This window comes from Streptomyces sp. 840.1, from assembly GCF_003751445.1.
Taxonomy (GTDB): domain Bacteria; phylum Actinomycetota; class Actinomycetes; order Streptomycetales; family Streptomycetaceae; genus Streptomyces.
This window is the reverse complement of sequence record NZ_RJUU01000001.1, coordinates 609,661-625,986: the sequence shown is the minus strand read 5'-3', so window position 1 is coordinate 625,986 and position 16,326 is coordinate 609,661. Positions and strand designations below refer to the sequence as shown.

The window sequence follows — 16,326 nt, the reverse complement described above, 5'->3', positions numbered from 1 at the left end:
CAAAGTCCTAATCTAGCAGACCCGGCGCACGCGGACGATGCCCCCGGGCGCCCGCCGGGTGAACCCCTTGCGCCCCGTCCGCAATCCCGCCGGGTGCCCACCGCTGGCGGCCCCTCGGTGCCCCGTGTTGGACTTGGTCCGGCTCCGGCCGACGCATCGGCACAACCCCGGGAGGCACCAGACATGTCCGTCACGTACCCGGCAGACGAGGGCGAACTCCCCGGCCGGATCATGTCCGGCGAGATGGCCGAGCAGCCCGGGATGCTCCGCCGCATCCTCGCCGAGGGAGCCCCCGCCATCCGGGCGGTCGCGTCCGAGGTCGCGGCGCGGAACCCCCGCTTCGTCCTGCTCACCGCCCGGGGCACGTCGGACAACGCCGCGCTCTACGCGAAGTACCTGATCGAGATCACCCTCGGGCTGCCCTGCGGTCTGGCCTCGATGTCCACCACCACCGCGTACGGCGCGAAGCCGGACCTGAGGGACGTCCTGGTCATCACCGTCAGCCAGTCCGGCGGCTCGCCCGACCTGGTCGCGTCCACCAAGGCCGCCCGGGAGGCCGGTGCGGTGACACTCGCGGTGACCAACAACCCGGACTCCCCGCTGGCCGCGGTCTCCGAGTACCACATCGACATCCTGGCGGGCCCGGAGAAGGCCCTGCCGGCCACCAAGACGTACACCGCCTCGCTGCTGTCCCTGTACCTGTTCGTGGAGGGGCTGCGCGGCGGTGACGGCGCGGCTGCCGCGATCCTGCCGGAGCTGGCCGAGGCGGTCCTGGCCCGCAAGGACGAGGTCAAGGCTCTGGCCTCGCGCTACCGCTTTGCCGAACGCATGGTCATCACCTCGCGCGGCTACGGCTATCCCACGGCCAAGGAGGCCGCCCTGAAGCTGATGGAGACGAGCTACATCCCCGCGCTCTCCTACTCGGGCGCCGATCTGCTGCACGGCCCGCTCGCCATGGTCGACAACATCTCCCCGGTGATCGCGGTGGTCACCGACGGCCGGGGCGGCGAGGCCCTCCAGCCGGTGCTCGACCGGCTCCGCGGGCGCGGCGCCGACCTCTTCGTGGTCGGCCCGAAGGCCCAGGTGCGGGCGGCGTCGGCGGGGTTCGTGCTGCCGACGGCCGGAGTCGCGGAGGAGGTCCAGCCGATCCTGGAGATCCTGCCGCTGCAGATGCTGGCGTACGAGGTGACGATCGCCCGGGGCCAGGATCCGGACGCCCCCCGCGCGCTGGCGAAGGTCACCGAAACGCACTGAGCGCACCCCCGGAAACACCCGCGGGCCACGGCGCCGGGCCGGGACCCTCAGCCCGACCAGCACCGCAGCCCGGAGTAAGACCGCCCGAAGGGCGGTCAGCCAGGCCGGCGGTGTGCGGTGCCCCCGGCCCGGGAGAGGTACCGGCGCAGTCAGGGCAGAGAGCGCGGGTACCTCGTTCCGCTCTCCTGTGCGGGGAGAGCGGAGGCTCTGTCTCCTGCATTGTGGACTAGACCATTCATGCCTGTCCATCCATGGGGCACGGTAATTTCCGGCCCTTCCTACTGCACGTGGCGCCGGGCCGTCCGGTTCGGTACCTGCGCACATCCACGGGTACGCTCGCACGCGTGCCCTCCATGAACGACCTCGTCCGCCAGCACACCGCCCTGAGTGACACCGACCTCGAGTGGCTCCATCTGCTGGTCTCGGAGTGGCAGCTGCTCTCCGACCTCTCCTTCGCCGACCTGGTCCTCTGGGTCCCTACCCGCGACGGCACCCGCTACGTGTCCGTCGCCCAGATGCGGCCCAACACCGGCCCCACCTCCTACCAGGACGACATGGTCGGCCACCTGGTGCCGCGCGGCCGCCGCCCGCTGCTGGACGCGGCGCTGGACGAGGGCCGGATCGTGCGCGAGGGCGACCCGGAGTGGCGCGAGGAGGTTCCCGTGCGGGTCGAGTCGATCCCCGTGCGCCGGGAGGGCCGGGTGCTGGGCGTGATCGCGCGCAACACCAACCTCCTCACCGTCCGTACCCCGTCCCGGCTGGAACTCACCTACCTCCAGTCCGCCTCCGACCTGGCCCAGATGATCGCCGCCGGGTCCTTCCCGTTCCCCGGCCAGCAGGTCGACATGGACGCCTCGCCCAGGGTCGGCGACGGCCTGGTGCGGCTCGACGCCGACGGCGTCGTCCAGTACGCCAGCCCCAACGGCCTCTCCGCCTACCACCGTCTCGGCCTGGCCTCCGACCTGGTCGGCCAGCACCTCGGGGGGATCACCGCCGAACTGGCGCCCTCCCGGGGGCCGGTGGACGAGGCCCTGGTCAAAATGGCCAGCGGTTACGCGCCCCGTGAGTTCGAGGTCGAGTGCACGGGCGGGGTGATCCAGCTTCGGGCGATCCCGCTCAAGCCCAAGGGGGTCCGGATCGGCTCTCTGGTGCTGCTGCGCGACGTCACGGAACTGCGCCGCCGCGAGCGTGAGTTGATCACCAAGGACGCCACCATCCGGGAGATCCACCACCGGGTGAAGAACAACCTCCAGACGGTGGCTGCCCTGTTGCGGCTGCAGTCCCGCCGGATGGACTCCGAGCAGGGCCGCGAGGCGCTCAACGAGGCGGTACGGCGCGTCGGTTCGATCGCCATCGTGCATGAGACGCTGTCCCAGAATCTGGACGAGCGGGTGGAGTTCGACGAGATCGCGGACCGGGTCATCGCCATGGTCGCGGAGATCTCGCCGGGCAAGGTCACCTGTCGCCGGACGGGACGCTTCGGCATCCTCGACGCGGAAGTTGCCACTCCGCTGGCGATGGTCCTCACCGAGGTGCTGCAGAACGCGCTGGAGCACGCCTTCGGTGTCGCCGAGTCAGGCACCGTCGAGGTCTCCGCGGTGCGGGGCGGTTCGCCCACGGAGACGCGGCTGCTGATCACGGTCCAGGACGACGGCTGCGGACTGCCCGAGGGATTCGACCCGCAGCGCACCGGCAATCTGGGGCTCCAGATCGTGCGGACGCTGGTGGAGGGCGAGTTGAGCGGGACGTTCGGCATGGTGCCGGCGCCCGAGCGCGGCACCCAGGTCATCCTCGACATCCCGGTCAGCGCCGACAAGTAGCGGCGCCCCTGCCGGCAAGCGGCGGCACCCCTTCGGGGGCGTGCGGCACAGGAGCTCGGAGTGCGCGGCACAGCAGAGAGCCCGGACCGTTGGTGAACGGTCCGGGCTCTCTGGTCAAGCATGCGCTTCGGGGGTACTGCGCGCTGCGACTCGGGGGGCGGGGTGATGCGTACACTCCGTACGCGCCGCCTGGCTGAGGTTCGTAGCGGTGGCGTCGGTCAGGCGCTGGCGTTGCGCGCCCGGTTGCGAGCGGCGCGGCGCTTCATTGCGCGGCGCTCGTCCTCGCTGAGGCCACCCCAGACGCCGGAGTCCTGGCCGGACTCGAGCGCCCACTGCAGGCACTGCTCCATGACGGGGCAGCGACGGCAGACGGCCTTGGCTTCCTCGATCTGCAGCAGCGCAGGACCGGTGTTGCCGATGGGGAAGAACAGCTCCGGGTCTTCCTCACGACAAACGGCGTTGTGACGCCAGTCCATGGCTGCTACCTCTCCTTGGTATACGTACTGTGGCTTGTGAATGTGAACGCTTTCACGAATCCCCCCGCAGATGTCGGGCCGACGCCCAGATGAACTGGATGTGGTCCTGTTTAAGTGAGGAGGGGTTCTGGCTCTCAGTGGAGGCCGTTGTTGCGGGCCGTCCCGATCGCCATGTAGAGATTCGCAAACCTCGGCGGCGGATACAACCCCTTCAGGAAAGTTTTTTTTGATTCCTCGGTGTCGGCTAGGTCACAGCCGTACTTCTAGAGGGTGGAAGCCAGTCCAAACGTTCGAGTTAAAGGACTTTGGTCCCTTCCACTCACACAATCACACGCAGTGCACGGCGTACGCCTGTGAACGTCACACTTGTGCGCACCCCCAGGTGGTCACCGTCCATCTGGAAGGGCAGTGGGGCCTTTGAATGCAAGGTGAAGTCTGTGAGGTCATGCAGTGAAACCGCGTGCTTACCGTGTGGCCCCTTCTCGGGACTCGAAGTGAGCAGCTGGGTCGCGTAGCGGGTGACCGCCGCCGTCGACAGCCGCTGCAGGCCGAGGACGTCCAGGGCGGTGTCGAACGAGGCCTTCGGGGAGGCGTACATCGGGCGATTCCCCAGGTAGGTCCAGGGTGCCGTATTGCAGATTATGGAGAGCGCGAGATCGGTGACCGGCTCGTGTCCGGGCACCTCCAGCGTGATCGTTCCCTGCCGCCGGTGCGGTTCCTCCAGGAATTGGCGCAGCACCTGGCGGACGTACAGCGCATGGGTCGAACGCTTTCCCTGTTCCCGTCGCTGTTCGACCCGGCCGATGACTCCGGCGTCGAATCCGAGGCCGGCGCAGAAGGTGAACCAGCGTTCGGGTACGGATTCGTCCTCCGTGCCCGGGGTGCCGGCCGCCAGGCCGAGGCCGACGGTGCGCTCCGTGCGGTTGGCCAGTGCGTCCAGGATGGCGCCGGTCGCCTCCACCGCGTCGTTGGGCAGGCCGAGGGCGCGCGCGAAGACATTGGTGGAGCCACCTGGGACGACGGCGAGTTTCGGCAGGTTGTCGATGTCGGGGCCCTTGTGCAGCAGGCCGTTCACGACCTCGTTGACCGTGCCGTCACCGCCGAGTGCCACCACGAGATCGATGTCGTCGCTGTCGGCGGCCTGACGCCCCAGATCGCGGGCGTGCCCGCGGTACTCGGTGGTCACGGCCTCCAGCTTCATCTCGCTGGCCAGTGCGTGGATGAGCACATCACGGGTGCGTGCACTGGTGGTGGTAGCAGCTGGATTGACCACAAGAAGTGCGCGCATGACCGCCAGACTACCTACCGCGGGGTAAAGGCCTGAAGTCCTGCCTGCCGGCCCTCACGCAGGGTGACGGTCCGGGCGCGGTGGGCCGATCGTGACGGCCGGTTTCCGGTGGATCCGTGACCCCGGCTTCGCTTCGGCGGCTCCGGGGTGCCAACCTGCAGGGGTGAGTACTCAGCAGAACGCGCCCTCGTCGATGCCTCTGGCCGAGCCGCCGAAGCCGGCCAGGATCACGCTCGTGGCCGGACTCAACGCCCTGGAGGGCGCGGCCCTCGTCATCGGCGGGATCTACATGCTGGTCATGGGGCTGCTCGGCCGCCCCGAGAGCCCGCAGCAGGCCGAGATGGGCGGTCTGACGCTGATCGCCCTCGGGCTGATCCCGCTGTTCGCCGCCCGTGGGCTGCTGCGGCGGCGCAGCTGGAGCCGCGGCCCCGCCCTCATCACCCAGATCATCGCGCTGCCGGTGGCGTGGACGCTGCTGCGGTCCCAGGGCGCGCTGATCCCGGCCGGGATCGTCCTGGCGGCGGTGTCGCTGACGGCGTTGTACCAGCTGGCGCGGCCGACGACGATCGTCGCGCTGGGCATCCGCCGGCCGGGCGCCGAGCCCGACACGGACCCGGAAGCCTGACGCGTACGTGTGAACCGGGATGCGGGCGGCCGCCGGTCTCCCGGGGCCGCGCACACCGTCCGGCTACTCCTCGACGAGCAGCCGCTCGCGCAGCTGGGCCAGGGTGCGGGCCAGCAGCCGTGAGACGTGCATCTGCGAGATGCCGACCTCCTGCGCGATCTGCGACTGGGTCATGTTGCCGAAGAACCGGAGCAGCAGAATCCGCTTCTCACGCGGTGGCAGGTCCTCCAGCAGCGGCTTGAGCGACTCGCGGTACTCGACGCCCTCCAGCGCCTCGTCCTCCGAGCCGAGCGTGTCCGCGACCGCGGGGGACTCGTCGTCGGTGTCCGGCACGTCCAGGGAGAGGGTGCTGTAGGCATTGGCCGATTCCAGCCCCTCCAGCACCTCCTCCTCGGAGATGCCGAGACGTTCCGCCAGCTCGTGCACCGTGGGCGAGCGGCCGTGCTGCTGGGAGAGCTCCGCGGTCGCCGTGGTCAGCGAGAGCCGCAGCTCCTGGAGGCGGCGCGGCACCCGCACCGCCCAGCCCTTGTCACGGAAATGGCGTTTGATCTCACCGACGACCGTGGGCGTGGCGTACGTCGAGAACTCGACGCCCCGCTCCGGATCGAACCGGTCCACCGACTTGATCAGGCCGATCGTGGCGACCTGGGTCAGATCGTCCAGCGGCTCGCCCCGGTTGCGGAACCGCCGGGCCAGGTGCTCCACCAGCGGCAGATGCATCCGCACCAGCCGATTGCGAAGCTCGGCCTTCTCGGGCGAGCCCTCGGGGAGCTTGCCCAGCTCGATGAACAACGCCCGCGCCCCGCTGCGGTCGTTCGGATCGTGGTGCCTGTGCTCGCTCATCTGGCCTGCCCGCTCCGCCTGCGACTGCTCCACCGCGACCGTACGGCCAGCGGGCCCGTCCGCCCCGTCCACCGCACGGGGCAGGTCGGCCCCGTCCACCGGATGAGTCATGGCCTGCTGCTCCGGGATGCCTGCCGCGTGCACCACCCCTGGTCGGATCGTCTCGTCCCGCACAGGACCGTCCCCGTTCCCGTTGCTCACGCCGGCCCGGGTCCCGCGCCGCGCTGTTTGTACAGGCTGATGCTGACCGTCCGGTCGTCGGCGACCGTGGAGTCGACCTTGCCCGCCAGTGCGGAGAGCACCGTCCAGGCGAAGGTGTCACGCTCCGGGGCCCGCCCGTCCGTCGTGGGGGCCGATACCGTCACCTCGAGAGAATCGTCGATGAGACGGAAGACGCAGCTGAGGACGGAGCCGGGCACGGCCTGCTGAAGCAGGATCGCGCAGGCCTCGTCGACCGCGATGCGAAGATCCTCGATCTCGTCGAGAGTGAAGTCCAAGCGCGCTGCGAGACCGGCCGTGGCCGTACGCAGCACCGACAGGTAGGCACCCGCAGCGGGCAGCCGGACCTCTACGAAGTCCTGATTCCCGGGCTCGCCTGCGATCTGGGACACCCTCACCTCCAAGGTGGCACAAACTCATTCGAGGATCCGGGAAGAGTGCCCCGGAGCCATGCGGTACGTCTTCGGTTCTTGGTCCGGCGACGCTATCGCGATCCATGATGCCGTGTCGCCAAGACCCCGTCCCATGACTGTCACTCATGGTAAGCCCATGAGTACACACAGTGGCTAGAGGTCTGCGGCGGTCAATTACGAACAACAGGCGCCGGTTTGACGTACCCAGACGTCAGACGATCGAACCGTGCTCGAAGCACCAACGCCAGCTTTCACCGGGCTCGAAGCTCCGCATCACCGGATGACCGGTCTCCTTGAAGTGGCCCGTGGCGTGCTGCATCGGTGAGGAATCGCAGCAGCCGACATGGCCGCAGACCAGGCAGAGACGCAACTGCACGGGGTGGGTGCCCGCTGCCCGGCATTCGGGACAGGTCTCGCCGAGGGGTGCGGGCTCGGGGCGCGGCAGATCTGATACGTGCGGGCACTCACTCATGATTGCCAGGTTACGACGGATGCGAGGACCCTGAGATGGACGCGTTGCCACTGGTGGCACTGGTCGCGGCGAGTGCGGCGATGGCGGGGCTGGCCCGCCGCACCCCGGTACCGGCCCCGCTGTTGCTGGTGGCCATGGGGCTCATCGGCAGCTACGTGCCGGGGGTGCCGACGTACACCCTGGACGCGCACATCGTGCTGCCGCTCCTGCTGCCGCCGCTGCTCTACACCGCCGCCGTCGACAGCTCCTACCTCGACCTGCGGGCCAATCTGCGCCCGGTCGCGCTGCTCTCCGTCGGCTACGTGCTGTTCGCGACCGTCGCGGTCGGCTGGCTGGCCTACCGGCTGGTGCCCGATCTGCCGCTCACCGCCGCACTGGTGCTGGGCGCCGTGATCGCCCCGCCGGACGCGGTCACGGCCGCCGCCATCGCCCGCCGGGTCGGCCTGCCGGCCAGGGTCACGACGATCCTCCAGGGCGAGTCCCTGGTGAACGACGCCACCGCGATCACCGCGTACAAGGTGGCCCTCGCGGCGGCCGTGGGCGAGGGGATGAGCTGGGGCGCCGGAATCGGGGAGTTCTTCCTCGCGTCGGTCGGCGGTGTCGCGGTCGGGCTGGTGCTCATGGTGCCGCTGCACTGGCTGCGCACCCATCTGAAGGAGCCCCTGCTCCAGAACACCCTGTCGCTCCTGATCCCCTTCGTGGCGTACGCGGCGGCCGAGCGGGTGCACGCCTCCGGAGTGCTCGCCGTGGTCGTCGTCGCGCTCTACCTGGGTCACCGGTCCTGGCAGGTCGACTTCGCCACCAGGCTCCAGGAGGCGGCCGTCTGGAAGATGGTCGCCTTCATCCTGGAGTCCGCCGTCTTCGCGCTGATCGGCCTCCAGCTGCCCTTCGTACTGAGGGGGCTCGGTACGTACGCCGTCGCGGATGCGCTCTGGTACGCGGTGGCGGTGTTCCTGGCGGTCGTCGTGGTCCGGTTCGTCTGGGTCTATCCGGCGACCTACCTGCCCCGGTGGCTGTCGAAGCGGATCAGGGACCGGGAGCCCGAGACCGACTGGACCGCGCCGCTCATCGTCGGCTGGGCCGGGATGCGCGGTGTCGTCTCGCTCGCCATCGCGTTCTCCATCCCGATGGTCACGGCCGGCGGCGCGGACTTCCCGGCCCGCAACCTGGTCCTCTTCCTGACGTTCACCACGGTCATCGGCACCCTGGTCATCCAGGGGCTCACGCTGCCGCTCCTGGTGCGCGTGCTGCGCCTCCCGGGGCGCGACCGGCAGGCCGAGACCCTCGCGGAGGCGCAGGCGCAGAGCGAGGCGTCCACGGCCGCCGAGGCGCGCCTGGAGGAGCTGCTCGGCGACGAGCGCAACCGGCTGCCCCAGCCGCTCACCGACCGGCTGCGCACCGTGCTGGAGCGGCGCCGCAACGCCGTGTGGGAGCGGCTCGGGGCGTCGAACCCGGTGACGGGGGAGTCGGCGGACGACACCTACCGGCGGCTGGCCGGCGAGATGATCGAGGCCGAGCGCGAGGTCTTCGTGCGGCTGCGGGACGAGCGGGGCATCGACGACGAGATGATGCGGACCCTGCTCAGGCGCCTCGACCTGGAGGAGGCGGCGGCCTACCGGGAGGAGTCGGACTGAGGTGCGCCGGGCGCGTCTGCGGGGTCCGGGCGCCCGGTGATCACGGCGGCGACCGTACTCCCGGCGGGGAACGCGCCCTCCCCGGCCAGCGTCGTGAGCGCGTGGAGGAGTTTGGCCACATAGAGCCGTTCGACCGGCAGGCCGTGCCGGTCCTCGAAGTCGTCCGCGAAGGCGTGCAGGGCGGGGGTGGTGCGGGCGTAGCCGCCGAAGTGGAAGCGTTCGTCCAGGGACCAGTCGCCGGCCGGTCCGCCGAACGCCTCCCGCTGGAGGCCGCGTACCGCGTCGCCCAGGAAGCCGCCGCGCAGGACGGGGACGCCGAGCGCGCGCTGCCCCGGTGCGAGACCGGCGGCGAGGCCGGCCAGGGTGCCACCCGTGCCGCAGGCCACCGCGGCCACGTCGGCCCGCCCGCGCAGCTCCCGCCCGAGCTCTGTGCAGCCCTGTGCGGCCAGGGCGTTGCTGCCGCCCTCCGGGATGACCTCGCACTCCCCGTGGGCGCTCAGCAGCCCGGCCAGGACCTCTGGATCGGCCTTGGCGCGGTACGTCCGGCGGTCCACGAAGTGCAGCCGCATGCCGTCGGCGACGCACCGCGCCAGCGAGGGGTTGAGCGGCCGGTGGGCCAGCTCGTCACCGCGGACGACGCCGACCGTACGGAAGCCCAGCAGCCGTCCGGCGGCGGCCGTGGCCCGCAGGTGGTTGGAGTACGCCCCGCCGAACGTCAGCACGGGACGTCCGGCGGCGGCGAGCAGGTTGGGGGCGAGCTTGCGCCATTTGTTGCCCGGCAGATCCGGGTGGATCAGGTCGTCGCGCTTGAGGAGCAGCCGCACGCCGTACCGCCCGAAGCGGTCGTCCTCGACCGGCAGCAGGGGTGACGGAAGTGCCGGCCGCAGCCGGGAGAGGGCGGGGGGACCGGGCGGTGTGGCGGGCATGTCCCCATTGTGGACGGGGCGCGGTCCCGGCGGCGGGCGGCTACTTCAGGCGGGCGTTGATCCGGGCCCGCATGTCGGCCATCGTGAAGCCGCGGGGGTCCACCTTGCCCGGTTGCCACTCCAGGTGCCCGATGACCGACTTGGAGGTCCAGCCGTGATGGCGGCAGACCGCGGCCGCGGCCTTCTCGATGGCTTCGAGCTGGACGTCGGGCCAGGGGTCCTTGCCGTCGCCGAGGTTCTCGCACTCGAAGCCGTAGAAGTGCCGGTTCCCGTCGGTGTTGGCCTCGTTGTCCGGCGGCAGGCCCTTCTCCGCGACGACGGCGCGCAGCACGTCGTCGTCGCCGAGGCCGGCGTGATTGGCCCGGCCGTAGCCGACCAGGTGGACGCTGCCGTCCTTGGCGATGACGCCGTGGCACAGCGGCCCCGGCAGGTCGCTGTGGCCGTCGCGGCAGAGCTGGACGGTGGCGTCGGTGCCCTTGGTGACGGTGTGGTGGATCATCACGCCGTTGACCGGGCCCCAGTCGCCCTGCTGGTTGCGGTTGTGGGTTCGCCAGTCGCCTACCTGCACGACGGTGAGCCCCTCGTCCTTCAGGGCGGCGAGGAAGGTGCTCGCGGACATGGGTGAGGACATGGCCGACTCCTTTTGCGCGTGGGGGAGAGATGCCCGTACAGCGCTTGTACCCGGCGAACCGGGGCCTGAGCCAGTCATGGGCTGTTCACGGTGTTCTGTTCGGGCGGTGTGCGAGCCGATCCGGTCAATTCCGCGAGCGCCGGACCCGGTTCAGTCCTCGGCGAGCCACAGGTCGGGGCCGAACACCTCGTAGTGGATGTCGGCGGCGGGGACGCCCTTGGCGAGCAGCTGGGTGCGCACCGACCGCATGAAGGGCAGCGGGCCGCACAGGTAGGCGTGGGTGCCGGAGGCGACGGCCAGGCCCGTCAGGTCGACCAGGCCCGTGCGGTTCGCGGGGTGGCCCGGCCCGGGGTTCTCGTACCAGAAGTGTGCCGAGGCCTCGGGGAGTTCGCCGGTGAGCACGGTGTGGGCGGTGCGCAGGGCGTGGTCGTCGGGGGAGCGGTCGCCGTGCACGACGGTGACCGGGCCGCGGTGCCCGCCGTTCGCCAGGTGCTCCAGAACCGAGAGCATCGGGGTGCATCCGATGCCTGCGGAGGCGAGCAGGAGCGGGGCCCGGTCCGACTTCAGCACGAGGTCGCCGTACGGCGCCGAGACCTGGAGCCGGTCGCCCGGCCGGACCCGTGCGTGGAGCCGGTGCGAGACCTCGCCGTCCGGGACGCCCTCGCCGCGCACCCGCTTGACGGTGATGGCGCGGAGCGGGGAGCCGGGGGCCGAGGAGAGGCTGTACTGGCGTATCTGGCGTGCGCCGTCCGAGAGCTCGCACCGTACCGAGACGTACTGGCCGGGCCGGAAGCCGGGGGCGGGCGAACCGTCGGCGGGGCGGAGCCCGAAGGTGGCGACGTCCGGGGTCTCCTCGGTCCGGGAAACCACCTCCCAGTCCCGCCAGACGTCACCGGCGAGTACGCCCCGCTGCGCGTACAGCCGCTCCTCGATGGCTATGAGGGCGTTGGCCATCAGCCAGTAGACCTCGTCCCAGGCGGCGGCGACCTCCGGGGTCACCGCGTCGCCGAGCACCTCCGCGATGGCGGCGAACAGGTGGGTATGCACGACGTCGTACTGGGCGGCCGTGACGCCGAGCGAGGCGTGCTTGTTCGCGATGCGGCCGAGCATGACGTCGGGGCGGGTGTCCGGGTGCCCGACCAGCTGGGCCGCGAAGGCGGCGATGGAGCCGGCGAGCGCCCGGCGCTGCGCGCCCGAGGCCTGGTTCCCCCGGTTGAACAGGTCGCGCGACAGCTCGGGGTGGGCGTCGAACAGCTTGCGGTAGAAGAGATCCGCGATGTCTCCGATGGCCGCGCCGACGGCGGGGAGGGTGGCGCGGACGGTGACGGTCGACGGCTCGGAGAGCATCGTGACTCCTCGTGTTTGAATTGGTATCCAAGATGCGTATTTATGGGTTCGCCGGATTCGGGCGAGGGGGCCGGCCTCTCACCCGGCGCGGGTGGGGGTGCGGTTCAGTCGCCGGGCGGCCGGGCGCTGCTGATGCCGATCAGGAGCGGTCCGGTGGGGGAGGCGACGAGGTCCGCGACGGTGAGCGGGTCGAGCGCTGCGTAGAAGGCCTCCGCCGCGTCGCGCAGGGCGCCGCGCAGCCGGCACGCCGACCGCAGCGGGCACGGTGTGGCGCCCTCGCACTCGACGACGTCGCCGGGGCCCTCCAGCTCGCGGACGAGCCCGCCGACCGAGGCGGTCCGGGCGCCCGCGGCGAGGGCGAGTCCGCCGCCCCGGCCCCGTCGCGCCTCGACCAGGCCGAGGTGCTGGAGGCGGGCCACGACCTTGGCGGCGTGGGAGTAGGGCACGCGCATGGCCGCCGCCACCTCGCGGGTGGTCGGCGGTTCCTCGTTCTCCATGACGGCGAGGCGCATCAGTACGCGCAGTGACACGTCGGTGAATCTCGTGAGCCGCATGGGCGTCACCGTAGATAATTGGTATCTGAGATGCAAATAAACTGCTCCTCGGGCATCGCGCAGCGTTGTGCCCAGCCCAAAGCCCGATTAGTCACACTCTTTTGTGTAATGGCGCGCCGAGTCACGTGCTGAAAGGCTTCTGCTGCAGTTCAGCCGATGATCGAGAGGACGTCAGATGTCCGTTGGTGAAGAGGTTCAGAACGTGCAGGTGCCGCCGCAGCAGAGTCTTGGCACGGCAGCCGCACGGAACCTCGCGACGACCACCAAGTCCGCCCCGCAGATGCAGGAGATCACCTCGCGGTGGCTGCTGAAGATGCTCCCGTGGGTCCAGGTGCAGGGCGGCACATACCGGGTGAACCGGAGGCTGAGCTACTCGGTCGGCGACGGCCGGGTGACCTTCGTGCAGACCGGCGACCGAGTGGCGGTCATTCCCGCCGAGCTCGGTGAGCTCCCGGCCCTGCGGGACTTCGGGGACGAGGAGGCGCTCGCCGAGCTGGCCCGCAGGTGCGAGCAGCGTGACATTCCCGCCGGGCACCTCCTGGCCACGGCCGGTGACGCGGCGGACCGGGTCTTCCTGCTGGCGCACGGCAGGGTCGAGAAGATCGGCACCGGCCCCTACGGGGACGAGACGGTGCTCGGAGTGCACGCGGACGGGGCCTACTTCGGCGACCACTCCCTCGTCGAGGGGGACGCCCTCTGGGAGTACACGGCCCGCGCCGTCACCGACTGCACCGTACTGACGCTGCAGCGGGCGGATGTCCTCAACCTCGCGGAGCGGTCCGACTCGCTGCGCGAGCACCTCGCCAGGCTGCTGGCCATCCCGCACCAGCGCACCAACAAGTACGGCGAGGCGGCCATCGACCTGTCCGCGGGACATGTCGGGGAGGCCCTCGTCCCGCACACGTACGTCGACTACGACGCCGCGCCGCGCGAGTACGAACTGAGCGTCGCGCAGACCGTGCTGAAGGTCCACAGCCGGGTCGCCGACCTCTACAACCAGCCGATGAACCAGACCGAGCAGCAGCTGCGGCTCACGGTCGAGGCGCTGCGCGAGCGCCAGGAGCACGAGCTGATCAACAACCGCGAGTTCGGCCTGCTCAACAACTGCGACTACGAGCAGCGCCTCCAGCCCCACGACGGGGTGCCCAGCCCGGACGACATGGACGAACTGCTGTCGCGCCGCCGGGGATCGAAGCTCTTCCTGGCCCACCCGCGGGCCATCGCCGCCTTCGGCCGGGAGTGCAGCAAGCGCGGCCTGGTGCCGGAGAGCGTGGACGTCGGCGGTCACCGCATGGCGGCCTGGCGCGGAGTGCCGATCTTCCCGTCGAACAAGATCCCGGTCAGCGACGCCCGCACCACGTCGATCATCTGCATGAGGACGGGCGAGTCCGAGCAGGGCGTCGTCGGGCTCCAGCAGACGGGCATTCCCGACGAGATCGAGCCCAGCCTCTCGGTCCGGTTCATGGGGATCGACGAGCAGGCGATCATCTCCTACCTCGTGACGGCCTACTACTCGGCGGCCGTACTGGTCCCGGACGCCCTCGGTGTCCTGGAGAACGTCGAAGTGAGCCGCTGGCGTTAGGGCCTGTCGTCGAACTGCCGTCTGCCGTGCGGCGCCATGCACGCACTCTCGCCGCACCGGCCCCGGGCCCCGGTACGTCCAGTACAGGGGCCCGGGGCCGGCACGCCGAGAGCACGCACCTGACCCCGCGCGGCCGCCCTTCGGGCGACGACGGCAGTTCGACGACAGCCCCTGGGCCGTGTCCGGGCAGGGCCGGCGCCACCGGCCGGCCCGGTCCGGAACGCGCCGCCGTCCGAGGCACACACAGCAACCACCCACGTCCCGGCCCGGGGCGACAGCGACCGGGCAGGGACGGCAACGACCGGGGTGACCGATTGACCATGACCCGTACCGACGCCGCGACCGAGGGCAACGAGGCCGCAGCTCTGCTGGAGTACACCCGAGCCCTCGTCGACCCCCACCTGCGGGCGGCGGTCGACTCGCTGCCCGGATCGATCCGGCGCGTCGTCATGTACCACTTCGGCTGGCAGCACGCCGACGGAAGCCCGGCCGACGCCGGTGCGGGCAAGGCGATCAGACCCGCGCTCGTGCTGGCCGCCACCCGGGCGCTCGGGGGCGATCCCAGGGACGCCGTGCGGGCGGCCGTCGCCGTGGAGCTGGCCCACAACTTCACCCTGCTGCACGACGACGTCATCGACGAGGACCGGACCCGCCGTCACCGTGCCACGGCCTGGACGGTGTTCGGCATCCCGGATGCCGTCATCGCGGGTGACGCCGTACTGGCCCTCGCCCAGCGACTGCTCGCCGAGGACGCCCGAGCCGTGTCACCGCGAGCCTCGGCCCGGCTCTCGACCTGCATCATCGAACTCTGTGCCGGACAGCAGGCCGACTGCGCCTTCGAGGAAAGAGGCCCGGAGGAGGTCTCGTTGGACGAGTGCCTCACCATGGCGACGGCCAAAACGGGTGCTCTGCTCGGCTGCGCCTGCGCGCTGGGCGCGCTCTACGCGGGCGCCGACGCGCGTGCCGTCGGCGCGATGGACGGGTTCGGCCGGGAGGCGGGGCTGGCCTTCCAGCTCATCGACGACCTCATCGGCATTTGGGGCGACCCGGCCCAGACCGGGAAGCCGGTGGGGGCCGACCTCGCCGCCCACAAGAAGTCGCTGCCCGTGGTCGCCGCGCTCACCTCCGGCACCCCGGCGGCCGCGGAACTGACCGCGCTCTACCGGGGTGCGATGAACACCGTCGGCGAGGTGAGCCGCGCCGCCGACGCCGTCGACAGGGCCGGCGGCCGCGACTGGGCGCAGAGCTGCGCCGCGGACCGGATGGCGCGCGCCGTGCACCACCTGTCCCGCGCGGTGCCCGATCTGTCCGCGGCGGGCGATCTCCTGGCCCTGGCGGAGTTCGTCACCCGCCGGACCCACTGAGCGGGAGGGGAGGATCGGCCGAGGTCACAGGCCTCGTGCGGTGAAGTGGAGGGCGGCAGGAGGGAGTGTCCGAGGCACGGGCTACAGTCCCTGCCCATGACAGATGAGTCGTGGGCAGGGTGGTACCGGGACCGGCAGGGATCCGATGCCGTCATCCTCACCACCGACGGACAGCAACTCCGCCTCCGTATCCGGGGAGTGGACTTCGAGGGCGAGAGCTTCGACGGGCTGCGTCCCGCGGCGGGCACGCCGGACCAGGGCGAGGTGTTCGCCCTGGCGGACGGTGTGCTCAACGACTGCGTCCTGGAATGGGACCTGCCGTTCCCGGTCACCGCGGACGGGGTGCCCCAGCAGGCGCGGCTCAGCTGCCTGTTGTCCCTGCGCAGGCCGGACCCGTACCTCTACCTGGAGCTGCAGTTCGGCGGAGCGGGCTTCCGCTCCCACCGGGCCGAGAGCGACTTCGGCTCCGCGCTCGCCACCATCCAGCGGGTCCTTCCGCCCGGGGTCCGGCTCCGGAGCTGTATCGCCTGCGCCTTCTCGGACTACTTCCCGGCCCCCGGCCGGGGCCTCTCCGGTGGGCTCGCCTGCTTCCGGGGTGCCAAGGACGAGTACCGGGGAGCGGACGGCCGGGGCGATGTCCTCGACCTCTGGGACCGGCGCAGCGGATTCGTCCAGGAGACCTGGAGCTGCCCGGAGTTCGAGCCGAGGCCGACGGCCGGCGCGGGCACCGGACACCGCGGAGCGTTCCCCCTCGAACTGGCCTGACCGCCCGGCCCGCAGGGCGTCGGACCGCACCAACCGCTCAGCGCTCGTACCCGACCGTCACCGAGCCCGCCTGACAGCGCGTCACCGTCAGGCGGGCTCCGCATTGCCTCACC

Annotated in this window: 16 protein-coding genes; 7 read left to right on the top strand and 9 right to left on the bottom strand. The window is 71.0% G+C overall.

The genetic code is table 11. The annotated features are described in order from the left end of the window. Positions 1–183 precede the first annotated feature (183 nt). Positions 184–1,254, top strand: a complete 1,071-nt coding sequence (locus tag EDD93_RS02745; protein WP_123523645.1) for an SIS domain-containing protein — start codon at positions 184–186, stop codon at positions 1,252–1,254. 353 nt (positions 1,255–1,607) lie between these two features. Continuing rightward, positions 1,608–3,074 carry a sensor histidine kinase gene (locus EDD93_RS02740; RefSeq protein ID WP_123523644.1) on the top strand — a complete coding sequence of 489 codons (1,467 nt, stop codon included), beginning with the start codon at positions 1,608–1,610 and terminating at the stop codon, positions 3,072–3,074. A gap of 218 nt (positions 3,075–3,292) precedes the next feature. Here EDD93_RS02740 and EDD93_RS02735 read toward each other — a convergent pair whose 3' ends face one another. Both EDD93_RS02735 and EDD93_RS02730 read right to left on the bottom strand, forming a co-directional pair. Further along, complete coding sequence (locus tag EDD93_RS02735; protein ID WP_003953983.1) at positions 3,293–3,550, bottom strand: WhiB family transcriptional regulator; 258 nt, start codon at positions 3,548–3,550, stop codon at positions 3,293–3,295. A 319-nt stretch (positions 3,551–3,869) separates the two neighbouring features. Further along, positions 3,870–4,838 (bottom strand): diacylglycerol kinase family protein, encoded by a 969-nt coding sequence (locus tag EDD93_RS02730; protein WP_123523643.1) that lies wholly within the window; start codon positions 4,836–4,838, stop codon positions 3,870–3,872. Between the two features lie 235 nt (positions 4,839–5,073). On the opposite strand from EDD93_RS02730, the gene EDD93_RS02725 reads away from it, so the two are divergent. After that, the gene (locus EDD93_RS02725; protein ID WP_123527550.1) at positions 5,074–5,463 is read left to right on the top strand and encodes a hypothetical protein; all 390 of its coding nucleotides are present in this window, start codon (positions 5,074–5,076) and stop codon (positions 5,461–5,463) included. A gap of 63 nt (positions 5,464–5,526) precedes the next feature. Here EDD93_RS02725 and EDD93_RS02720 read toward each other — a convergent pair whose 3' ends face one another. The 3 genes from EDD93_RS02720 to EDD93_RS02710 form a co-directional block, all read right to left on the bottom strand. Further along, positions 5,527–6,507, bottom strand: a complete 981-nt coding sequence (locus EDD93_RS02720; RefSeq protein WP_398902755.1) for an RNA polymerase sigma factor SigF — start codon at positions 6,505–6,507, stop codon at positions 5,527–5,529. Then, positions 6,504–6,917: an anti-sigma regulatory factor gene (locus EDD93_RS02715; protein ID WP_014048265.1), complete on the bottom strand. Its 414-nt coding sequence runs from the start codon at positions 6,915–6,917 to the stop codon at positions 6,504–6,506. The genes EDD93_RS02720 and EDD93_RS02715 overlap by 4 nt, the downstream gene beginning before the upstream one ends. Before the next feature lie 232 nt (positions 6,918–7,149). Continuing rightward, entirely contained in the window at positions 7,150–7,410 is a 261-nt protein-coding gene (locus EDD93_RS02710; RefSeq protein WP_123523641.1) for a UBP-type zinc finger domain-containing protein, read from the bottom strand. Between the two features lie 35 nt (positions 7,411–7,445). Here EDD93_RS02710 and EDD93_RS02705 point away from each other — a divergent pair, with 35 nt between their 5' ends. Beyond that, positions 7,446–9,044, top strand: coding sequence for a Na+/H+ antiporter (locus EDD93_RS02705; protein WP_123523640.1), 1,599 nt, complete (start codon positions 7,446–7,448; stop codon positions 9,042–9,044). Here the strand turns inward: EDD93_RS02705 and EDD93_RS02700 are convergent. From EDD93_RS02700 to EDD93_RS02685, 4 genes are all read right to left on the bottom strand, one after another. Beyond that, on the bottom strand, positions 9,023–9,970 hold the full coding sequence (locus tag EDD93_RS02700; protein WP_123523639.1) for a 1-aminocyclopropane-1-carboxylate deaminase/D-cysteine desulfhydrase: 948 nt from the start codon (positions 9,968–9,970) through the stop codon (positions 9,023–9,025). The two genes, EDD93_RS02705 and EDD93_RS02700, sit on opposite strands and share 22 nt — an antisense overlap. A 40-nt stretch (positions 9,971–10,010) precedes the next feature. Continuing rightward, positions 10,011–10,601: an N-acetylmuramoyl-L-alanine amidase gene (locus EDD93_RS02695; protein ID WP_123523638.1), complete on the bottom strand. Its 591-nt coding sequence runs from the start codon at positions 10,599–10,601 to the stop codon at positions 10,011–10,013. A 150-nt stretch (positions 10,602–10,751) separates the two neighbouring features. Beyond that, entirely contained in the window at positions 10,752–11,948 is a 1,197-nt protein-coding gene (locus EDD93_RS02690; protein ID WP_123523637.1) for a globin domain-containing protein, read from the bottom strand. Positions 11,949–12,052: 104 nt separating this feature from the next. Continuing rightward, on the bottom strand, positions 12,053–12,502 hold the full coding sequence (locus tag EDD93_RS02685) for an Rrf2 family transcriptional regulator (RefSeq protein WP_123523636.1): 450 nt from the start codon (positions 12,500–12,502) through the stop codon (positions 12,053–12,055). A gap of 175 nt (positions 12,503–12,677) precedes the next feature. On the opposite strand from EDD93_RS02685, the gene EDD93_RS02680 reads away from it, so the two are divergent. The 3 genes from EDD93_RS02680 to EDD93_RS02670 all read left to right on the top strand — a co-directional run bounded on the left by EDD93_RS02680 (position 12,678) and on the right by EDD93_RS02670 (position 16,213). Continuing rightward, on the top strand, positions 12,678–14,084 hold the full coding sequence (locus EDD93_RS02680) for a family 2B encapsulin nanocompartment shell protein (protein WP_123523635.1): 1,407 nt from the start codon (positions 12,678–12,680) through the stop codon (positions 14,082–14,084). 320 nt (positions 14,085–14,404) lie between these two features. Next, on the top strand, positions 14,405–15,448 hold the full coding sequence (locus EDD93_RS02675; protein ID WP_123523634.1) for a family 2 encapsulin nanocompartment cargo protein polyprenyl transferase: 1,044 nt from the start codon (positions 14,405–14,407) through the stop codon (positions 15,446–15,448). Between the two features lie 96 nt (positions 15,449–15,544). Further along, a complete protein-coding gene (locus tag EDD93_RS02670; protein WP_123523633.1) occupies positions 15,545–16,213 on the top strand; it encodes a DUF6304 family protein in 669 nt (222 codons plus the stop codon). Positions 16,214–16,326 lie beyond the last annotated feature (113 nt).